Annotated in this window: 15 protein-coding genes; 12 read left to right on the top strand and 3 right to left on the bottom strand. The window is 67.5% G+C overall.

Features of this window, described 5'->3' with window-relative positions; all coding sequences use genetic code 11:
* A partial coding sequence (locus ADL25_RS48410) for a CoA-transferase (protein WP_319114327.1) occupies nucleotides 1-108 on the bottom strand: 108 nt, incomplete at its 3' end.
* 382 nt (nucleotides 109-490) lie between these two features.
* Between ADL25_RS48410 and ADL25_RS30925 the strand changes: the two genes are divergently transcribed.
* From ADL25_RS30925 to ADL25_RS30910, 4 genes are all read left to right on the top strand, one after another.
* Nucleotides 491-1,624 carry a maleylacetate reductase gene (locus ADL25_RS30925; protein ID WP_059131183.1) on the top strand — a complete coding sequence of 378 codons (1,134 nt, stop codon included), beginning with the start codon at nucleotides 491-493 and terminating at the stop codon, nucleotides 1,622-1,624.
* A complete protein-coding gene (locus ADL25_RS30920) occupies nucleotides 1,617-2,486 on the top strand; it encodes a dioxygenase (RefSeq protein ID WP_059131182.1) in 870 nt (289 codons plus the stop codon). The genes ADL25_RS30925 and ADL25_RS30920 overlap by 8 nt, the downstream gene beginning before the upstream one ends.
* Before the next feature lie 442 nt (nucleotides 2,487-2,928).
* Nucleotides 2,929-3,417: a flavin reductase family protein gene (locus ADL25_RS30915; protein ID WP_059131181.1), complete on the top strand. Its 489-nt coding sequence runs from the start codon at nucleotides 2,929-2,931 to the stop codon at nucleotides 3,415-3,417.
* Between the two features lie 137 nt (nucleotides 3,418-3,554).
* A complete protein-coding gene (locus ADL25_RS30910; RefSeq protein ID WP_159045042.1) occupies nucleotides 3,555-5,774 on the top strand; it encodes a helix-turn-helix transcriptional regulator in 2,220 nt (739 codons plus the stop codon).
* 560 nt (nucleotides 5,775-6,334) lie between these two features.
* Here ADL25_RS30910 and ADL25_RS30905 read toward each other — a convergent pair.
* Nucleotides 6,335-7,861: a 4-hydroxyphenylacetate 3-hydroxylase family protein gene (locus ADL25_RS30905; RefSeq protein WP_059131179.1), complete on the bottom strand. Its 1,527-nt coding sequence runs from the start codon at nucleotides 7,859-7,861 to the stop codon at nucleotides 6,335-6,337.
* A gap of 160 nt (nucleotides 7,862-8,021) precedes the next feature.
* Between ADL25_RS30905 and ADL25_RS30900 the strand changes: the two genes are divergently transcribed.
* From ADL25_RS30900 to ADL25_RS49230, 7 genes are all read left to right on the top strand, one after another.
* Entirely contained in the window at nucleotides 8,022-10,874 is a 2,853-nt protein-coding gene (locus ADL25_RS30900; RefSeq protein ID WP_159045041.1) for a helix-turn-helix transcriptional regulator, read from the top strand.
* 296 nt (nucleotides 10,875-11,170) lie between these two features.
* The gene (locus ADL25_RS30895) at nucleotides 11,171-11,455 is read left to right on the top strand and encodes a hypothetical protein (RefSeq protein WP_147318069.1); all 285 of its coding nucleotides are present in this window, start codon (nucleotides 11,171-11,173) and stop codon (nucleotides 11,453-11,455) included.
* Between the two features lie 247 nt (nucleotides 11,456-11,702).
* The gene (locus tag ADL25_RS30890; RefSeq protein WP_059131176.1) at nucleotides 11,703-11,924 is read left to right on the top strand and encodes a hypothetical protein; all 222 of its coding nucleotides are present in this window, start codon (nucleotides 11,703-11,705) and stop codon (nucleotides 11,922-11,924) included.
* Nucleotides 11,925-11,948: 24 nt separating this feature from the next.
* Nucleotides 11,949-12,539, top strand: coding sequence for a malonic semialdehyde reductase (locus ADL25_RS30885; protein ID WP_059131175.1), 591 nt, complete (start codon nucleotides 11,949-11,951; stop codon nucleotides 12,537-12,539).
* An 89-nt stretch (nucleotides 12,540-12,628) separates the two neighbouring features.
* Complete coding sequence (locus tag ADL25_RS49235) at nucleotides 12,629-12,793, top strand: hypothetical protein (RefSeq protein WP_159045040.1); 165 nt, start codon at nucleotides 12,629-12,631, stop codon at nucleotides 12,791-12,793.
* Nucleotides 12,794-13,437: 644 nt separating this feature from the next.
* Nucleotides 13,438-14,130 carry a class I SAM-dependent methyltransferase gene (locus tag ADL25_RS30875; protein ID WP_059131173.1) on the top strand — a complete coding sequence of 231 codons (693 nt, stop codon included), beginning with the start codon at nucleotides 13,438-13,440 and terminating at the stop codon, nucleotides 14,128-14,130.
* Nucleotides 14,127-14,303, top strand: a complete 177-nt coding sequence (locus ADL25_RS49230) for a hypothetical protein (RefSeq protein WP_159045039.1) — start codon at nucleotides 14,127-14,129, stop codon at nucleotides 14,301-14,303. The genes ADL25_RS30875 and ADL25_RS49230 overlap by 4 nt, the downstream gene beginning before the upstream one ends.
* A 68-nt stretch (nucleotides 14,304-14,371) precedes the next feature.
* On the opposite strand, the gene ADL25_RS30870 is transcribed toward ADL25_RS49230, so the two are convergent.
* Complete coding sequence (locus tag ADL25_RS30870) at nucleotides 14,372-15,730, bottom strand: hypothetical protein (RefSeq protein WP_234381104.1); 1,359 nt, start codon at nucleotides 15,728-15,730, stop codon at nucleotides 14,372-14,374.
* 554 nt (nucleotides 15,731-16,284) lie between these two features.
* Here ADL25_RS30870 and ADL25_RS30865 point away from each other — a divergent pair.
* Entirely contained in the window at nucleotides 16,285-17,304 is a 1,020-nt protein-coding gene (locus tag ADL25_RS30865) for a GlxA family transcriptional regulator (protein WP_059131172.1), read from the top strand.
* The last annotated feature ends 3 nt before the right edge of the window (nucleotides 17,305-17,307 follow it).

The following is a 17,307-nucleotide window of genomic DNA, read 5'->3' as shown; positions in this document are numbered from 1 at the left end:
GATCAGCACGTTCGGAACACCGCTCAACCCGAACCCGCCGACCGCCAGCGACGCACCGTCCGGCACATCGGCCACCGCCTCCAAGGCCGTGGCGACCACTTTATCCATCTCTTTTACTCTGCCTCTCGCCAATGCGGACCCATCGGACGCTGCTCCCGTACGGCAATGTCAGGAATTCATGCGGTTCTGTAATGTTCTTGCGAGTGTTGCAGGTGTTGCTGAAGCGACTCCGCAGCAGAATTGTCCGTCTGATGCCCATCTGACCTGGCCCACACCTGGTTCCACGCTCCAGCCCCTTGGCAACCGGGGCCATCCCGCAGATGAGTGATATCGCATGCGAGACCTGGGTCGAACCGCCGACGTTCGTCGCGTGAACACGGTATTCCGGCGCTGATCGTCGCTATCACTCACGGATTCCGTTGACGTGCATCATCCGAGTGTCGACGCTTTCAGCCATAAACAGCGGAACGGCAGGACCGGGGAAATTCTCATGAAGACATTCGTCCATCGGGGACAGATCACCAAGGTGGTCTTCGGCAGCGGTACACGCAGCCGCGTGGCCGACGAGGCCGACGCTCTCGGATGCCGTCGGGTCCTCATCCTGAGCACACCCGGTCAAGTGGATCAGGCAGCGGAGATCCGCGAACTGCTGGGCGCGGCAGCCGTGGGAACGTTCGCTGGAGCGGCCCCGCACACCCCTGTCGAGGTCACGGAGAAGGCGCTCGCACACGCCAGATCCGTCGGAGCGGACTCCGTGCTCGCCATCGGCGGCGGATCGACCATCGGTCTCGGCAAGGCGATCGCCGTGCGGACCGGCCTTCCGCAGATGGCGCTGCCCACCACCTATGCCGGCTCGGAGATGACACCGATCCTCGGAGAGACCGAAGGCCGCAGGAAGACAACCCGACGACTGGCGGAAGTGCTGGTCAAGACGGTGGTGTACGACGTCGACCTGACACTCACGTTTCCGCCCGCGATATCGGTGGTCAGTGGCCTCAACGCAATGGCGCACGCCGTGGAGGCCCTCTATGCGCAGGATCAGGACCCGGTCGCCTTCCTGATGGCCGGTGAAGCGCTCGACGCCCTCACCCGGTCCCTTCCGGTCATCGCGCAACGTCCGAACGACGGCGAGGCGCGGTCGGATGCCTTGTACGGGGCGTGGTTGGCCGGCTCCTGTCTCGGCACTGTGGGCATGGCACTGCATCACAAGGTGTGCCATGTGCTGGGCGGCACATTCGGGCTTCCGCACGCAGAGACCCACGCCGTCGTCCTGCCCCACGTGGTCGCCTACAACAGCCCGGCGGCCCCGCAGGCCGTGACACGCCTGGCGCAGGCGCTGCCGGGGAAGGACGCCGCGAACGGTCTCTTCGACTTCGCCGGAAGGCTTGGCACGCCCAGGGCACTGAGGGACCTCGGCATGCCCGAATCGGGGATCGAGCAGGCGGCCGAACTCATCGTGCGGGACGGCTACTGGAATCCGCGTCCAGTGGATCGGACCGCTGTCCACGCCTTCTTGGCCCGAGCCTGGGCCGGAGAGACGCCGTCGACGTCATCCGGTGCCCAACACTCTCTTGCCGACTCCGCCACCGGACACTCAATCACCACAGGAGCGCGCCATGCGTGATCTGACCAGTGACACCATCACCGAGGCCGTGATCTCGACCATGGGGGACACCAAGGACCCCCGCGTCGCTGAGATCCTGGAATCCCTGGTGCGGCACCTGCATTCCTTCGTCCGTGAAGTCGGGCTCACAGAGGACGAGTGGGTCCAGGGGGTGGACTTCCTGACACGCACCGGGCACAAGTGCACGCCCACGCGCCAGGAGTTCATCCTGCTGTCCGACGTGCTGGGCGTCACCATGCTGGTGGACGCCCTGAGCAATCGACGCCCGGCCGAATCCACGCAGAACAGCGTCCTGGGCCCCTTCTTCAGGGAGGACAGGCCACGGTACGACGAGGCCGCCGATATCTCCGGGGGTCTCCCCGGCACTCCGCTGTTCTTCGAGGGACGCGTCGTGGACCGTGAGGGGGCGCCGGTGACCGCCGCCGCGGTGGACGTCTGGCACAGCGACGCGGACGGCCACTACGACGTCGATGTACCCGGTCAAGTCGGCCCGGCCATGCGCGCGCTGTTCCGGACCGATGAGACTGGGCACTTCAGTTTCCGGTCCATCCGCCCGAACAGCTACCCGATCCCCGGTGACGGCCCGGTCGGCGAACTCATGAGCGCGACCAGCAGGTCGCTCATGCGTCCCGCCCACGTGCATCTGATGATCGACGCCCCGGGATTCGAGCGTGTGACGAGCATGCTGTTCCCCTCCGACGACCCCTACCTGGACAACGACCCGGTTTTCGGAGTGAAGGAGTCGCTGATCGAGTCCTATGGCAGCTACCCGGCTGACACCGGCCCTTGCCGCGGGCTTACCGACGAGCCGTACACCCTGCTGCGTCACACCTTCGTCCTCGAACCTCTCCACATGGGCTGAGTGCGCCTGCCGGCGCGGTGCAGTCGGCTGCGTCCGAGCGTCATGAAGAAGCCTGCAACGGCACTGTCCATGGACTTGAGAAGGTTGGTCGACGACCGCAGCGGTGAGCCGCCGGCAGGTGTGAACCCCCCCGGCCCAGGACGCGTCGGCTCGGGCATCGGCGATCGGCGTTGCGTTCTTCGCCCCAGGCACCAGGGCCCGGTTCGGCACCGGTGTCATCAAGGTCCCGCTCTGGGACGACCCGAAACTCCGCCTCGTACTCGGCGCAGCGCGATACGTGCGCCACGCGTGCGACGACCTCGCGGACATCATGAGCCCCGCCTTCTTGCCCTGCCCGAACGACATGCCCGCCGATGTATCCAGCGGGACGGTGAGTGCACCCGTTCACCCGGTCTTCCGTGCAACAAGCCACGGCATTCCCGACTTTCAAGGAGGTCCTCCGATGACCGAAACCTTTGACATGGCAGTCGACTTCCGAGCCACGATGAGCCGGCTCGCCACGGGCGTCAGCGTGATCACCACGCGCTCCGGGAGCACACCCATCGGCATGACGGCGAGCGCCGTGTCCGCACTGTCCCTGGACCCTCTCCAGTTGCTTGTCTGTATCGGCAATCACCTGTACACGCGGACCGCGATCGCGGAGCACGGCCGCTTCGCCGTGAACGTACTCGGTGAGGACAGCGAGCACCTGGCGCGGAACTTCGCCGCCTCCAAGCCGGACAAGTTCGCAGGAGTCGAGACCGTCGACGACCATGGCGTGCCGGTGTTGAAGGACGCCATCGCGGCTGTCGTGTGCGACGTCGCGGAGGCGATCCCGGGGGGTGATCACACCATCTTCGTGGGTGAGGTCCGCTATTGCGTGCACAAGGTGGAGTGCCGGCCGTTGCTCCACTTCGCGGGTGGCTTCAGCATGTTGCAGGCTCCGCAGTAGTCCTCGTGGCAGCGGTCCGAACAAGGCCGCTGCGGGAACCGTGACCGGCCCGCCACCGCCCCCGATGTCAGGCTCATGAGAGACGAGCCATGGACGTCGGGGGCGCCGACCGTCTCGACGACTTCTCGGAGAGTGCCATGACGAGCTTCGTTCCGACATTCAAGCTGCATCCTCCGGCGCAGCCTCCGCACCTGCTGTCACGCCCGCGTCTGCTGCGTCGGCTCGACGCGGTGAGGGAGCCGGTGGTGGTGGTCTCCGCCCCGGCCGGTGCCGGGAAAACGGTACTCCTGACCGAGTGGTCGCGCGGTCTTGCGGCTCGCGGGGAATGTGCCTGGCTCAGCCTGGACGCGTACGACAACGCCCCGGGCCGGCTTTGGAACGGCATCTTGCGAGCAGTGCACCACGCACGTCCGAAACTGGCCGCCGGTCTTGACGGTGACGGGTGGACGGTCGACGCATGGCTGGAGGAGATCCTGCCGAGCCTGGTGACCGGGCCGGACCGGGAGGGACCGCTCACGCTCGTCCTCGACGGACTGGAAGCCATCACGGACGCCGACGCGGTAGGTGGTCTGGCGGACTTCCTGACCAGGGTTCCCGACGGCTTCCGCATCGTTCTGTCGACCCGCCACATCCCAGGACGGCCACTGCCGACCCTGCGTGCCCGGGGGCTGGTCGCCGAGATCGACCAGCACGATCTGGCCTTCACTTCCGAGGAAGCACAGGCAGTGCTCACCGACCTGCTCGGATCCTCTCCGACCCTGGACACGTCCAACGCGTTGTACGAAGCCACCGAGGGGTGGGCGGCGGGGGTGTGCATCATGGGACGCAGCCTCGCGCGTTCGGCGAACGAAGGGGAAGCGGAAGGAAAGTTGGCCCACGGCAGGCAAGCGGTCTCCGAGTATCTGGCCACCGAGGTCCTCTATCGGCTGACCACTGAGCAGCGTCGATTCCTGCTGCGCACGAGTGTGCTCGACGAGCTCACTTCCGGGCCGTGCCAGGCCCTCGCCGGGGAGCATGCGGGCGTACTGCTGCGCGAGCTGGCGCGGACCGTGCAGCTGCTCGAGCCCGTCGCCGCCGATCCCCCGGCGTACCGGCATCACCCGGCACTGTCTTCGCTGCTGTCCGACATCCTCACGTCCGAAGGGTCGGACAGCGTCGCGGATCTGCACCGGGCAGCGGCCAAGTGGTACACCCAGCAAGGGGAGACGACTGCGGCGGTGCGGCACTGGACGCGAGGTGGCGACGAGACGGCCGCGGCCGCATCCATTCTCGACGCCTGGGAGAAGGCGATCGCAGCGGGCGGCGGGGCAGAGGTCTCGCATTGGCTGGACCTCCTGTCACCGCGCACGGTCGCCGTCGACGCGAGACTGTGCGTCGTGGCGGCGATGGCGGCTCTCTGCGAAGGTGCCCCGGAAACGGCCTGGCGCTGGCTGGATGTGGCCCGCCTCAGGCAGACGGGACGCGAGACGGTCGGCGATGGCAGCACGGTGTCCGCTGCGACAGCCGTCGCTCAAGCCGTGGCCTGCTGTCTGAAGGGGGAGGTCCGGGCCGCCGATCGCCTCGGCGAATCCGCCGTCGCCGGCACCGTTCCGTTGACTTCCTGGCGTGCCCTGGCCTGTACGGCCCGCGGTACTGCTCTGTTGTGGACCTGCCGGTACGAGGAGGCGGAGGCACTGCTCGGTGAGGCGACCCGTGATGCGCATGCCGCCGGGCACGGCTTGGCGCTCGTCCGCGCGCTGGGCTTGCGGGCGGTGTGCGCACTCCTTTCCGGACGGCACGAACTGGCGCGCATCCTGTGCGACGAGGCCCTCGAGGCGGTTTCCTCGCTCGGCCTCGGCCGGCACTTCGTCTCCGTGTCTGCTTGTGTCGGCCGGGTCGTCCTGCTTCTCGACGAGGGACAGATCGACGAGGCCGACCGCATTCTGACCGGTGCGGAGGCGACACTCGCGGCGTCGCCCCGGACACGATGCGAACCCCACATACGCGCCTTGTGCCACTTCACGCGGTCGCAACTCGAGCGCACACGGCACAACACGGACGCGGCGAGAGCGGCCCGAGAAGCCGGCGAGCGAGCGGCGGCCCCATGCGGCTCGCTCAGGGTACTGACGGATCTGTTCGCCCGAGCCGGCGAGCACACAGTGGTGCCATCTGGGGCCCCCCGTCCCCAGGACCTGTCGCTGCGGGAGCGCCGAGTGCTGCGTGCCCTGTGCGGGCCGCTGACACTGCGTGAGATCGCCTCCGAGCTGTATGTGTCCCACAACACCGTCAAGACGCAGGTGCGCGCGATCTTCCGCAAACTCGACGCGCACGACAGGAGCGAAGCGGTCGCCAGAGCCCGAGAATGCGGCGTGCTCTGATTCGGGAGGCGTGTGCTACCCCGCCCGTGGGCCAAGTCTCCATGACAGCGGCCCCCCTGCCCGCATGTGCCCGCTCGCTCATTTGCGACGGAGGCGATGGGGAAGAGGGCCGGGCCACGGATACCGGTGTGCCATTCTCCACCAGGCCGCGACACCGCCGAGGGGTGTTCCTCATCGGGATGCGACGCTGAGCAACGCGCAGCGGCTCGTCATGCCACGAGGTGCACAACGAGCCGGTTCTGCTGTTCGCCGAAGATGCCTGGCATGGTTCCACTTCCCGGCGGAGGCACTCGAAGGGGGCCCGCTGATCGACGTGCACGACCAAGGCGTCATGCACGTCGATCACCTTCGGGGTGGGCCGGGGGTGGATGATGCCCGAGCCTGTGTCCAAGTTGCGGGCGAACCAGTCCGGCAGGCCGCACGGTTCAGCGACCCGTGTCCCGCACATTGCTGAGCGTCCCGTTCTTCGGCCTCGCAGGCCAACGGTCGACTCGCCGTGTGTCGACACCGCGGCTGGTCCACCGCCCGGGACACCTCAACGACCCCTGAAGACACAGTTCCTAGGCGCCGTGGCGTGAGGCGTCCTGACGTCGGGCGTAGTTCGCCTGCGCCTCGTACGCGGTCTCCTCGTCGTCGCTCACATTCTCGATGCCGCACACCTTGCGCGCGAGATCTGCCATGGCCCCCGACGGGGACATCTCGGCGCGCTTCATGGTGAGGCTACGAATGGCCAGCAACGGCGTGCCGTTGAAGTTCTCGAAGGTGCTGATGCGGTCGCCCCAGTCGGACAGGAACATGTCGCGGATCACTCGGCTGATCTTCAGCCTGTCGTGGGGCCTTCCGACCGGCCCGGTCTGCAGTGCCTCCAGCCACGGCCGCAGTTCGGGACGCTCCCACTGCCCCTCGGTGGGGTAGATGAGGGCGGCACGACCGGACAGGTCGATCAGCTCGTGGACCATGTCACTGATGTGCTCGATGTAATACGCCCGCCCGAAGTCGAACATCAGGACGTTCGGCTTGAAGATGCCGCCAGGAGTGAAGAATCCCTGATCCTCCGAACCGACCACATGCGCCTTGAGTGTCAGGTGGAAGCCGGCGAACCGGGCGATCCGTGCCTGGACCGGCGGCAGCTGGTAGGTGCCGATGTGCTCGGTGATCAGCAGGGCCAGGCCGAGCATCAACTCGGCCTTGACCATCGCACGCACCAGCGAGTGGTAGTGCAGCCAGTCGAAGACCCGTTGCGGGTACAGCGACGCGTGCTGGGGGTTGCCGATGTGGAAGACCCGGTCCCAGGGGATGAGTACGTCCTCGAACACGATGATGCTGTCCAGCTCGTCGCCCCGCGAGGCGAGGGGGTGCTCGACTTCCCCGCCTTCTCGCGCGTTGCTCTCTCGGCAGATGATGGTGACCCCGGGCGTGTTCGTCCTCACCGCCCCGTAGATGATCTGTTCCGAAACGATGCCGGGGCGGTAGAAGACACCGATGTGGATCCAGTCCCCGAAGGCCACGCCGGTGCTGATCGCCTTCACACCCCGCACGGTGATGCCCTCGTCCGAGGTGGCGACCACGCGCAGGGCGGGAGACTCGGCCTGCGCGGAATCGCGCGAGCGGTCCGCCTGCGGGTCGACGAAGGCCGGCGTCGCGTTGAAGTCACCGTCCCGCATCAGGTTCCAGAAGTCGAAGATCCCCTTGGTGAGATCGCGACCGTCGGTCCCGACGGACTGGCTGCTCCAGGGCTCCGGGTCGTCGACGTAGGTCAGCAGGACGTAGTTGTTGACATCCGGAGTGCGCGGGATCGCTCCGCCGCCGAGTTCCCGCTGCACCGTCTCCAGGTAGTGCCGCTTGCGCCGCAGGTCCTCCTTGGAGCGGTGCTGGAACCACGTCATGGACCGCCGGACGCCGTCCTCGTCCACGAACGTCATGGCGTCCTGGAGGTCAGGGCGGTGGTGAAGGTCGTAGAAGTTCGCAATGCTGTGGGCGTACGCCCGGGTCTTGGGGTGTGTGGCCACGTTGTCGACGAGTTCGTCACCCACCCACACCTTGCGGCCGTCGTTCAGCGCCGCCAGGTATTCCTTGCCTGTACGCACGTCGTGCTCCTCTCCGGAGGCAAGAGATCTGAATGGCACGGAGCATGCGCCGGGGCGGGGTGACAGGGGGCCGTGGAGTCGGCGATCACCCGGGTGAAAGAGGCGAAGGCCGGGGCACCGATGTTGAGGGCATCTGTGGAGGTGGGCCATGCTGGGCCTCATGCACAGCAAAGACCCCGCCGACGACCGGGCCGACGGGCGTGGGAACCAGGTCGAGTCCGGGTTGCGCCTGCGAGGACGGGACCGCGAGGTCTTGGCTGTCCGTGACGCCCTGGATGCGGTGCGTGGCGGACGAGGTGCCTGCGTCGTCGTGGAGGGCGCGGCCGGTGTGGGCAAGAGCCGGTTGCTCGCGGAGCTGGACGAAATGGCCCGGCGGTCCGGCTTCGATGTGGTGTCGGTGCGGGCCGATGAGCTCGATCAGTACGCGGCGGGAGCCGCACTTCAGTCCGCTCTGCAGTCCTCCGACGGTTCCCACCACGCGACTGCGGCCACGGACGACCAGCGGCTCTGGTTGCTCGACAGCATCACTGACGCTCTTGAGGTGCGGGCTCAGCGCGCCCCGGTGGCCGTGATCGTGGACGACGCGCAGTGGGCGGACCCGGCGACACTTTTCGCGCTCCGGACCCTGCCCGGACGACTGGCCGCCTCGCAGATCCTGTGGGTGCTGGCGGTGCGGCCGGACACCGAGCGGCCGATCGTGGCCAGGGTGCGGGAGGACCTTGAACGCCTTGGAGCCCGATGGCTGACCCTCGGCCCGCTGCCGCAGCAGGAGCTGCAGCACATCGCGGCCGATGTGCTCGGTGCGATGCCGTCACCGGGTCTGTCCCGGCTCCTGAGAGGCGTTGCGGGCAATCCCTTCCTGGCGATCGAACTGGTGCGCGCTTTCGCCGACACCGATGCGGCCAGGACGGATGTGGGCGAGGCGAGCCTCCTGCACGACGGTATACCCGTCAGTTTCCGGCGGAGCGTCGCCATGCGGGTGAACCAGCTCCCGGAGGACGCCGTGCGCCTGCTCCAGATCGGGTCCGTTCTCGGCCGCGAATTCGACCTGGGAACAGCCGCTCGCATGCTCGGCAGGCAGGTCGGCAGCCTTCTGTCGGGCGTCGAGGCCGCCTTGAACGCCGGTCTGCTCTCAGCCGACGGACCGCGACTGGCCTTCCGGCACGATCTCATCCGGCAAGCCGTCCACGAGAACCTCCCGCCGGCCGTACGGACCGCTCTGCACCGGGAGGCGGCCGACAGCCTGCGAGGCTTCGGGGCGCGATCGGCCGAGGTGGCCTGGCACGTCGTCATGTCGGGCGGTCCGGTCGACGACGATGCCGTGACCACTCTGGCCACGGCTGTACGGGAACTGTCGTCGTCGGCCCCCGACGCGGCCGCGGACCTGGCTCAGCGGGTCGCGGGACTTCTGCCCCCGCACGACCGGCGTCGCATCAGCCTGCTGACCGACGCCGCAGAGTACCTCGGTCGGACTCGCCGGGTTCACGAGGCGCTCGACCTGGTCGACGTCACTCTGCCGGAAGGCCTTGAGCCACTTCAGGAGGCGTATCTGCGTCTGGTGGCGGCCGAGATCCACCAGGCCGCGGGCGACGACGCGGCTGCGATGACGCACCTTCAGCAGGCCCTGGATCTTCCCGCGTTGCCGCCCGAACTGCGCGCTCGGCTGCTCAAGACCAAGGCGACCGGCCACGTGTACCTCGGGGACATCACCGCCGCCGAGCAGACCGGACCCGGGCTGCTCGAGACCTCCTACCGCAGCGACGAGCCTGCCGTCATCGTCAGCGCCTTGGTGTTCCAGTCGCAGACGTCCTTCTACCGCGGACGACTGGCCCACGCCCTGGAGCTGGCCGAGGAGGCCACCCGACGCGCCGGCACCCAGCCCGCCGCGCTCTATCTGCGGCCCCCGCGAATTCCGGCGCTGTGGCTGGCCACCGTGCTCACCGCCACAGACCGTCTCGCCGACACCGAGCGAATTCTGCGGGAGGGACAGCGCGAAGCGGAGGCGCTGGGTCTTGGCTGGTCCCTTCCCCACTGGCATGCCGCTCGTGCCTGCGCACTGCTCGAACAAGGGGCGCTGGACGACGCGGCCGTGGAGGCCGAGGCCAGTCTGATGGTGGCAGACGAACTCGAGATCACTCTGCCGATTCCACAGGCCCGCTCGGTGCTGGCATTGGTGGAGATCAGACGCGGTGACCTCGGCAAGGCCAGGGACCACCTCCGCGTGGCCGCAGCCGGTTCCGGCAACACTCAGCGGTACGGCCCTTTGGTGTCTCTCGCGCGCGCCGGCCTGGCGGACGCGGAGGACGAAGCCGGCGTAGGTGCGGCCGCGCTCACGGAACACTTCGCAAGCCGTGAACCGACGCGGCTTCTTGCACTGCCTCCGTCCCAGTGGCCCGGAATCGCGCGTATCGCTCTACGAGGCGAGGACCCGTCGGTCGCGCAGGCCGTGTCGGACGCACTGCGCAGTCTGACGACACAGGACGACAGCCAGCAGATCATCGGGACGGTCGGCGCCCACGTGGACGGCCTGCTCCACCGCGACACCCGTGCCCTGGCGTCCGCCATCAGCGGCTACCGCAGCACCGGCAGGCCGTTGGCCCTGGCGGCGGCCTGTGAAGACCTCGGCGAGTTGTTGGCAGTCTCGGCCGACACGACGCCGGCGATCCCGTATCTGGAAGAAGCGGGCCAGTTGGCGGCGGGTGCCGGAGCCGAACGGGATCAGGAACGGATCAGGCGGCGCCTCCGCCAACTCGGCGTGCGCAGTGCCCCGGTGCGGAGCCATACGGCCGGTCACCAGGAGTGGGAGAACCTGACCGAATCCGAGCAGAAACTGATCCCGCTCGTTGTGGACGGTCTCACCAACCGCGCCATCGCCGACCGACTCTATGTGTCCGTCCACACCGTCAACACCCATATGAAACACATCTTCACCAAGCTCGGAATCAACTCGCGGGTCGAACTGACCCGGCTGGCGATCGAGCGCGGAGTCGGTGCGGCGGACGGCTTCGTGTGACGTTCGTGGAGTCAGCGCCGCTATGACTGTGCACCGATGCGTGGGCAAGTCGGGCAGGCGGCTGGGCCCGGACCCGAACCGGCGCTTGTCGAACCAGTTCGGTGAGGATGAAGACGCAGCTCGTGACGTGTGGTGGAGATCAACCGGCCTGCCCTGCACGCGATCGCAGAGCAAGGTGCCAAGGATCCCTTGAATGGGTGATGCCTGATCCAGGGGTCAGCCGTGATGGTGGACGCACCGGCGTGGCCCCCGCATGGCACCGTCATCCATCAGGAAGTGACCGCCTCATGAACACGATGCGCACAGTACGAGCTCACAAGCGCGGAGACCCCGGAGAGCCGGCTTTCGAGACCGCACCGCATCATGCCCCGGGGTTCCGGGACCACGCCGCACGCGCAGCCTGCCTCGTCGTCGAGCCGGACCGCGACGAACTCGGCGCCATCAGCGAGTCGACGACAAGCGGACAGCTGAGCCGGCCGATCGAGAGGGTCGTTCCGCTCATCCGGATTCCTGCCGCCTACGAGGCGCTCAACGATGAGCACCAGCGTGGCGAGGTCGTCGCCCATGTCGCGGGCGGATAGTCAACCGCAGCTCAGGGTGGTCGGACCCGTACCGCCCACAAGTCCGAAGCGTGGGTACCGCGGCCAACTCCGCACTTCCGTGGCCGCGAGTGCGGCTCCACACGGGTACACGCTGGCACTGTGGACCGCCACCGCGGTGACATCGTCTCATCAAGGTGGCCCAGGCGCTGCCGACGTTCTGGCTCTTCTCGTCGGCGCGACGCTCGCCTTCGTCGCGTTGGCGGCTCTTGCATACGGCGGTACCTGCATGAGGCCGGACCGTGCCGTCGCGGCGGGCACCCGGATATGGGCCGCCTTCCATCTGCCCATGGCGGCGTGCACCGGGCTCGTCAGTCTGCTGCTGACGCGGTGTTGTTCAGGGCCCCTCCTGTGGGGGCTGGTGGGGACGACCACGACCGCCGTGTACCTGCTGGGTGCCAGCGCTCAGTTCTTCTGCTTTGCACTTCGCCGCATCACCAAGAAGCCATAGAAGTTCACCCCTGAGAGGTTCACCATGTCCCTTGTGCTCGACCCCACAGCTCAGGACCTTCTGTTCCGGGAGGCACGGACCGCCAACACCTTCACCGAGGAGCCAGTGACACAGGATCAGGTCCAAGCCATCCACGACCTGGTCAAATACGGTCCCACCTCGATGAACCAGCAGCCGCTGCGTATCGTGCTGGTCCGATCCACCGAAGCACGTGAGCGCCTGACCGAGCACCTCTCCGAGGGCAACCGCAAGAAGACCGCGGACGCCCCCCTCGTCGCGATCCTCGCCGCGGACAACGAGTTCCACGAGGAACTGCCCAGCCAGTTCCCGCACTTCCCGCAAGCCAAGGAACTCTTCGCCGAACGTGAGACGCGTGAGCAGTCCGCGAGGCTCAACGCGCTCATTCAGGTCGGGTACTTCATCATCGGCGTCCGCGCCGCCGGCCTGGCGGCAGGACCGATGACCGGCTTCGACGCCGAGGGAATCAACAAGGAGTTCTTCAGTGATGGGAAGCACTCGGTTCTTGTCGTCGTCAATATCGGCAAACCGGGCGAGAGCGCATGGTTCCCGCGCTCCCCGCGTCTGACCTACGACCAAGTCGTCACCACGGTCTGACGAAGACAACGGCGAGCCGGGCGGCGCATTTGCCCCGCTGCCCGTGCTCAAATGCGCGACGGTTGGCTTGCAGTGAAGGGACCAAGCTCATGTCCGTGAAGCATTGCGGGGCATACAGGGTCGAAGGTCGCATCTATCTGGTGGACACGGAAGACTACGCCCTTGTGCTCGACGACCACGGCGAGGTGATCGGCGAGGGGTGCGACTTCTCCAGCTACGTACGTGAATACCTGGGGAGCGGCGATCTGGAATAGGTAGTCGTCTCGACCGCCGGTTGGTCAGCCGAAGGGTCCGGAGGGCCGGCGAAGCGCGACGTCGTGGGTAGCCGAAGCGTGGAAAGGCGGTCTCCGACCAGCCATGGAGCATCCGCTGCAACCGAAGAATCCGAGTCCCCGACGGCGTCGTCGACGACATGTCTCGACCTGGACCAGCAGGTGACGTCTCCGCGGCCCCATCGCCGAGAACGGCACGAGAGGACCCGCAACGCGTCAACGGAACCGCGGCCATACTTCCGGGCCGCCTCCGTACCACTCGATCAGCGGTGAGTCCGCCACATCGACCTCGTCCAGGGATTCCGCGCCGGCGCGCTGCAGGAAGACGCTCAGGTCACGGAGGCTGTACGCGACACCCAGGACCTCGTCATCGACCCGGACACGCCGGCATCCCCCCTTCAGCGGGCGCGTCAACGATTACGCGAGGTTCGCTCATGACATCAGCCTCCCTCGACGACGGCATCACAGCACATCGGAGCCGCTTTGATCATCATCGAATCGAGAGCGGGAGACGGCGATGTGCACGCTGCCGCAGCAGCGGTAGCGCAGCGCCCGCCGCAACCTGTCCACCTCCACTCGGCGGCCCGGACATGCAGCCCCAACCCCGTCGACGTACGGTCGGGACTGTGGAGAGTGGCACCGGAGAGCGGGCGGCGCAGGGCTCGGATGCGTGGGCTCGGGTGTTCGCGGCCATTTACGACCCGTTCCTCTGGCTGGGGGAGAGGGTGACCCTGGCCGCTCTTCGGCAGGACTTGATCGGCCGTGCCGAAGGACGGACGGTGGAACTCGGCAGCGGCACCGGCCTGAATCTGCGCTACTACCCCGGCGATCTCGACGAGCTGATCCTCACTGAACCCGAAGCCGCGATGCGTGCGCGATTGGGACAGCGGTTGCGTCGCACCCCACGTCGGGTGCGTGTGCTCGACGCGTCGGCGGAGCGCCTGCCGTTCGCGGACGACACTGTGGACACGGTCGTCTCGACGCTCGTGTTGTGCACCGTAGGGTCACCCGACCTGGCCTTGCGGGAGATCGGGCGCGTACTTCGGCCCGGTGGCCGACTTCTGTTCCTTGAACATGTCCGCTCTCGGTCGCCGCGACTCGCCTCTTGGCAAGACCGTCTCAGCGGCCCGTGGCGGCGGTTCGCGGAAGGCTGCCACTGCAACCGCGCCACCGACCGGCTCATCCGGGAGTGTGGGCTCGAGCTTGAATCCATGGCGGGGGCGTCGTGGCGCGGAATGCCGCCCATCGTCCGGCCGCTGATCACCGGCGTGGCCACGAAGAGCGAAGGATTCCGGGCCACCGGAAGTTCTGTGCCGTGAGCGGGGGCACTCTTTGCATCCCGCGATGCCACATCGGCGGTGTCGCCGTTTCCGGCTCAACGAGGGCGCGGCTGCTGAAGCGGGTGATGGCCGCCGGTGACCGGTGGTTGCTGTACTACAAGGAGCACCGCAACCACCTCGACCACAAGTGGTCCTCAGCGGGCGTCCGTTGACCCGCGACCGATCTGTCTGCAGCCCACCGGCTGGACGTCCGGAGCGAGCGCTGACGGAGGGCTCGTTATCAGGGAGCGATACCGACGCCGTCGATCCGGCTCCAGGACTTCTCCTGCACGGCGGTCATGGCGGGCCAGTTCAGGCCGCCCGGCCGGGGGTTGACGCGTGAAGCGTATGGGCCGGGGTGGAAGCCCGCGTCATAGAAGCAGCCGGTGCCATACGCGCGATCGAAGGCCGGGCAGGATGCCGCGATCGCCTCGGGGGTGGGCTTCCTGTCCGTACGCACCCACTTGTCGAGCGTTGCGATCGAGTTGGCGTATTCGGAGTTGCTCAGTTCGCTGTGCTCGCTCTCCTTGGTGAACGTCTGCACCAGGTACCGTCCCCGGTGTGCACCGTCGAGGGAGGCACGGTAGGCAGACTCGTGCTGTACGAATGCCGTCGGATCGTCGATCGCGTGCATCGTCAGGATGGGGATCGACACCTTTCCGGTGAGGTCGCTGTCGTAGGACAAGTCCCTTGCGGCGGTCGGATCGGCGGTGAACCGCTCCACGCCGGCGTTGAGGGCCTTGTCGTCGTGCGACCCGGAGTACCGGACACCCACGTTGCTGAACGGGTTGCGGCCGCCGAGACGGTTGGTCACGATGTCGCGGAAGGTGAAGGTCGCGAACCGCAGATGCGACTCGAGAGTGCGCTCGGGGATGCCGGTCACGGCCAGGATGTCATCGAGATTGCGCTGCTGCAGTGCTGTCCGCTCCGCCGGGGGAGACTCGTAACCTGTGCATTCCTGAAGCCGGGCGCGCAGTCCGGTGGTCGTCATCGTCGAGTCGGCGCGCAGACCCTTCCACAGCGGGTACTGAGGTTCGGTGGGGCGTGGGTGGTTCTGGCAGTAGTACTGGTAGACCACACGGAGGTCGACGCGGTAGTCGTAGCCACGGGAACCGCCCGCCAGCACACCACTGGTCAACAACGCACCGTCGTACGCGCCGTGTTTGGCGCCGTATGTCTCGACCACCTTGGCCGCGACGTCCCCACCCCAGGACTGACCGTGCACGTAAGTGCGCTTCGGCCTTCCGAACTCGCCTACGAACAGGCGTCGTACGCTCTCGGTGTCCTCGACGGCCATCCGCGTACCGTAGCCGCCGCGCCGGTACGACGAACCGGCCCAGGCATAACCCTCCTTGACCATCACCGCCCAGCGGTCCAGGTCGCCGACGCTTCGTTCGGGGTCCGAGCTGTCGCCGAGGTCGGGGCCGCCGTGGGCGTGGACGACGAGCGAGCCGTTCCACGTCTTGGGAATGGCCATCGCGTAGTACGCGCCGTTGGCGTCCTGGCCGGTGTAGCACGTGGCCGTCCCCGCCAGGCTTGCCGGGCAGTCGGTGGACACGGGATGTCCCTGGTCGGCGTAGGCGGACGGCGCACCGGGCAGAGCGCAGGCCACCGCCCCGGCGAGGCAGACGGCGAGTCCCGCCCGCCGTCGTGTGCCGGACTGCGATCGACGGACAACACGTGCGAGAGTTCTCAGGCTTGCCAAGGCGCGGCTCCTTGTCCTCACAGGGCGCAACGTTGCGCCGCGGGGTGGATGCTAGGCGCGGGCGGGGGCGGGCAGCCACGCCTCCGATCGTTGCGGTCATAGTGTTCGCAACGACGCTGCGTCACCACGCCACGGGCATACTGGGCCGGCCCCCGATGTCCCGCGTGGGCTCGGTTGTCGCATGGACGGCCTCTAGAAGAGGCCCGTCACCACAGGCGGCCCATGGTCGACGCGTATCGGACGGCGCCCGGGCCGTGCTGCCACTGCGGCCGGAACGGGATTCACCGGCCTGATGAGCCTGCTGGGAGGCTGTGCCTCCCAGCAGGGAGTCTGCCGGTCGTGGCGTCGACGCGGGTAGTGGGCGCACGATGGGCGTCGCGAAGCCCGATCAACGGCGGAGCGCTGTCATGCCTGCCGTGTCCCCCTCGTGCATGGCTCGGAGGCATTTGATGAATCAGCACCGTTCCGGAACGGACGCGGTCACCGTGACGGTGTTCGTCTTCCCCGGAGTGCGGCTGCTCGATGTGACAGGTCCCATCGAGGTGTTCTCTTCGGCGAACGAGTTCGGTGGGCGCTATCGGGTACAGATCGCGTCCGAGGACGGGGCGGAAGTGACGACGGCCGCCGGGACCCGCATCAGCGCCGACCTGGCCGTCGACGATGTGCGTGAGCCGTCCGACGTTGTGGTGATCCCGGGCGGTCCGTCATGGGAGACGCTGATCAAGGACGACGCGCTTCTGGATGTCGTCCGCAGACTCCATGAGAAGGCCCGCCGTACGGCATCGGTGTGCACGGGTGCGTTTCTGCTGGCGGCGGCCGGACTTCTGGATCGGCGTCGCGCCGCGACGCACTGGCGGCACTCGGAGCAACTGGCCCTGCGATTCCCGTCCGTGCAGGTCGAACAGGACGCGATCTTCGTACGGGACGGGAGGATGATGACCTCGGCAGGCGTCAGTGCGGGCATCGACCTGTCCTTGGCACTGGTCGAGGAGCACTGCGGCGCGGAGGTTGCCCGAGCGGTGGCCAAGGACATGGTGGTCTTCATGCAACGGCCTGGGGGTCAGTCCCAGTTCAGCATCCGCTCCCAGGTGCCGCACTCCCGTCACGAGATGCTCCGGCGGGTGCTCGATGAGGTCGCCACGAACCCCGGGGCCAACCACACGCTGACGGCCATGGCACGAAGGGCGGGCGTCAGCGTCCGTCATGTGACCCGGCTCTTCTTCGAAGAGGTGGGGACCACTCCGGCTCGGTACGTGGAGCAGGTCCGGCTGGAGGCTGCTCGGGTACTGCTGGAAGCGGGGGACGATTCCATGCCGGTGGTAGCGCGGCACACGGGGTTCGGGTCGCCCGAGTCGATGCGGAGAGCATTTGTGCGTCACTTGGGTGTGACGCCTGGTGCGTACCGCAACAGTTTCCGTACGACCGGCGTGGGCGCGGGGGAGTCGGAGTCCCAGGGGGAACTGCGGTAGGCG

The sequence above is a fragment of the Streptomyces sp. NRRL F-5122 genome, assembly GCF_001507435.1.
GTDB lineage: Bacteria > Actinomycetota > Actinomycetes > Streptomycetales > Streptomycetaceae > Streptomyces > Streptomyces lannensis.
Note: the sequence above shows the minus strand (reverse complement) of the source record. Positions and strands in the feature narration are given on the sequence as shown.

Excerpts from the sequence above, each read along its gene's own strand:
- ADL25_RS30895 (WP_147318069.1), top strand. The coding sequence starts at position 11,171 with ATGCGCACAGTACGAGCTCACAAGCGCGGAGACCCCGGAGAGCCGGCT.
- ADL25_RS30915 (WP_059131181.1), top strand. The coding sequence starts at position 2,929 with ATGACCGAAACCTTTGACATGGCAGTCGACTTCCGAGCCACGATGAGC.
- ADL25_RS30920 (WP_059131182.1), top strand. The coding sequence starts at position 1,617 with ATGCGTGATCTGACCAGTGACACCATCACCGAGGCCGTGATCTCGACC.
- ADL25_RS30890 (WP_059131176.1), top strand. The coding sequence starts at position 11,703 with ATGAGGCCGGACCGTGCCGTCGCGGCGGGCACCCGGATATGGGCCGCC.
- ADL25_RS30900 (WP_159045041.1), top strand. The coding sequence starts at position 8,022 with ATGCACAGCAAAGACCCCGCCGACGACCGGGCCGACGGGCGTGGGAAC.
- ADL25_RS30910 (WP_159045042.1), top strand. The coding sequence starts at position 3,555 with ATGACGAGCTTCGTTCCGACATTCAAGCTGCATCCTCCGGCGCAGCCT.
- ADL25_RS49235 (WP_159045040.1), top strand. The coding sequence starts at position 12,629 with ATGTCCGTGAAGCATTGCGGGGCATACAGGGTCGAAGGTCGCATCTAT.
- ADL25_RS30865 (WP_059131172.1), top strand. The coding sequence starts at position 16,285 with ATGAATCAGCACCGTTCCGGAACGGACGCGGTCACCGTGACGGTGTTC.
- ADL25_RS30885 (WP_059131175.1), top strand. The coding sequence starts at position 11,949 with ATGTCCCTTGTGCTCGACCCCACAGCTCAGGACCTTCTGTTCCGGGAG.
- ADL25_RS30925 (WP_059131183.1), top strand. The coding sequence starts at position 491 with ATGAAGACATTCGTCCATCGGGGACAGATCACCAAGGTGGTCTTCGGC.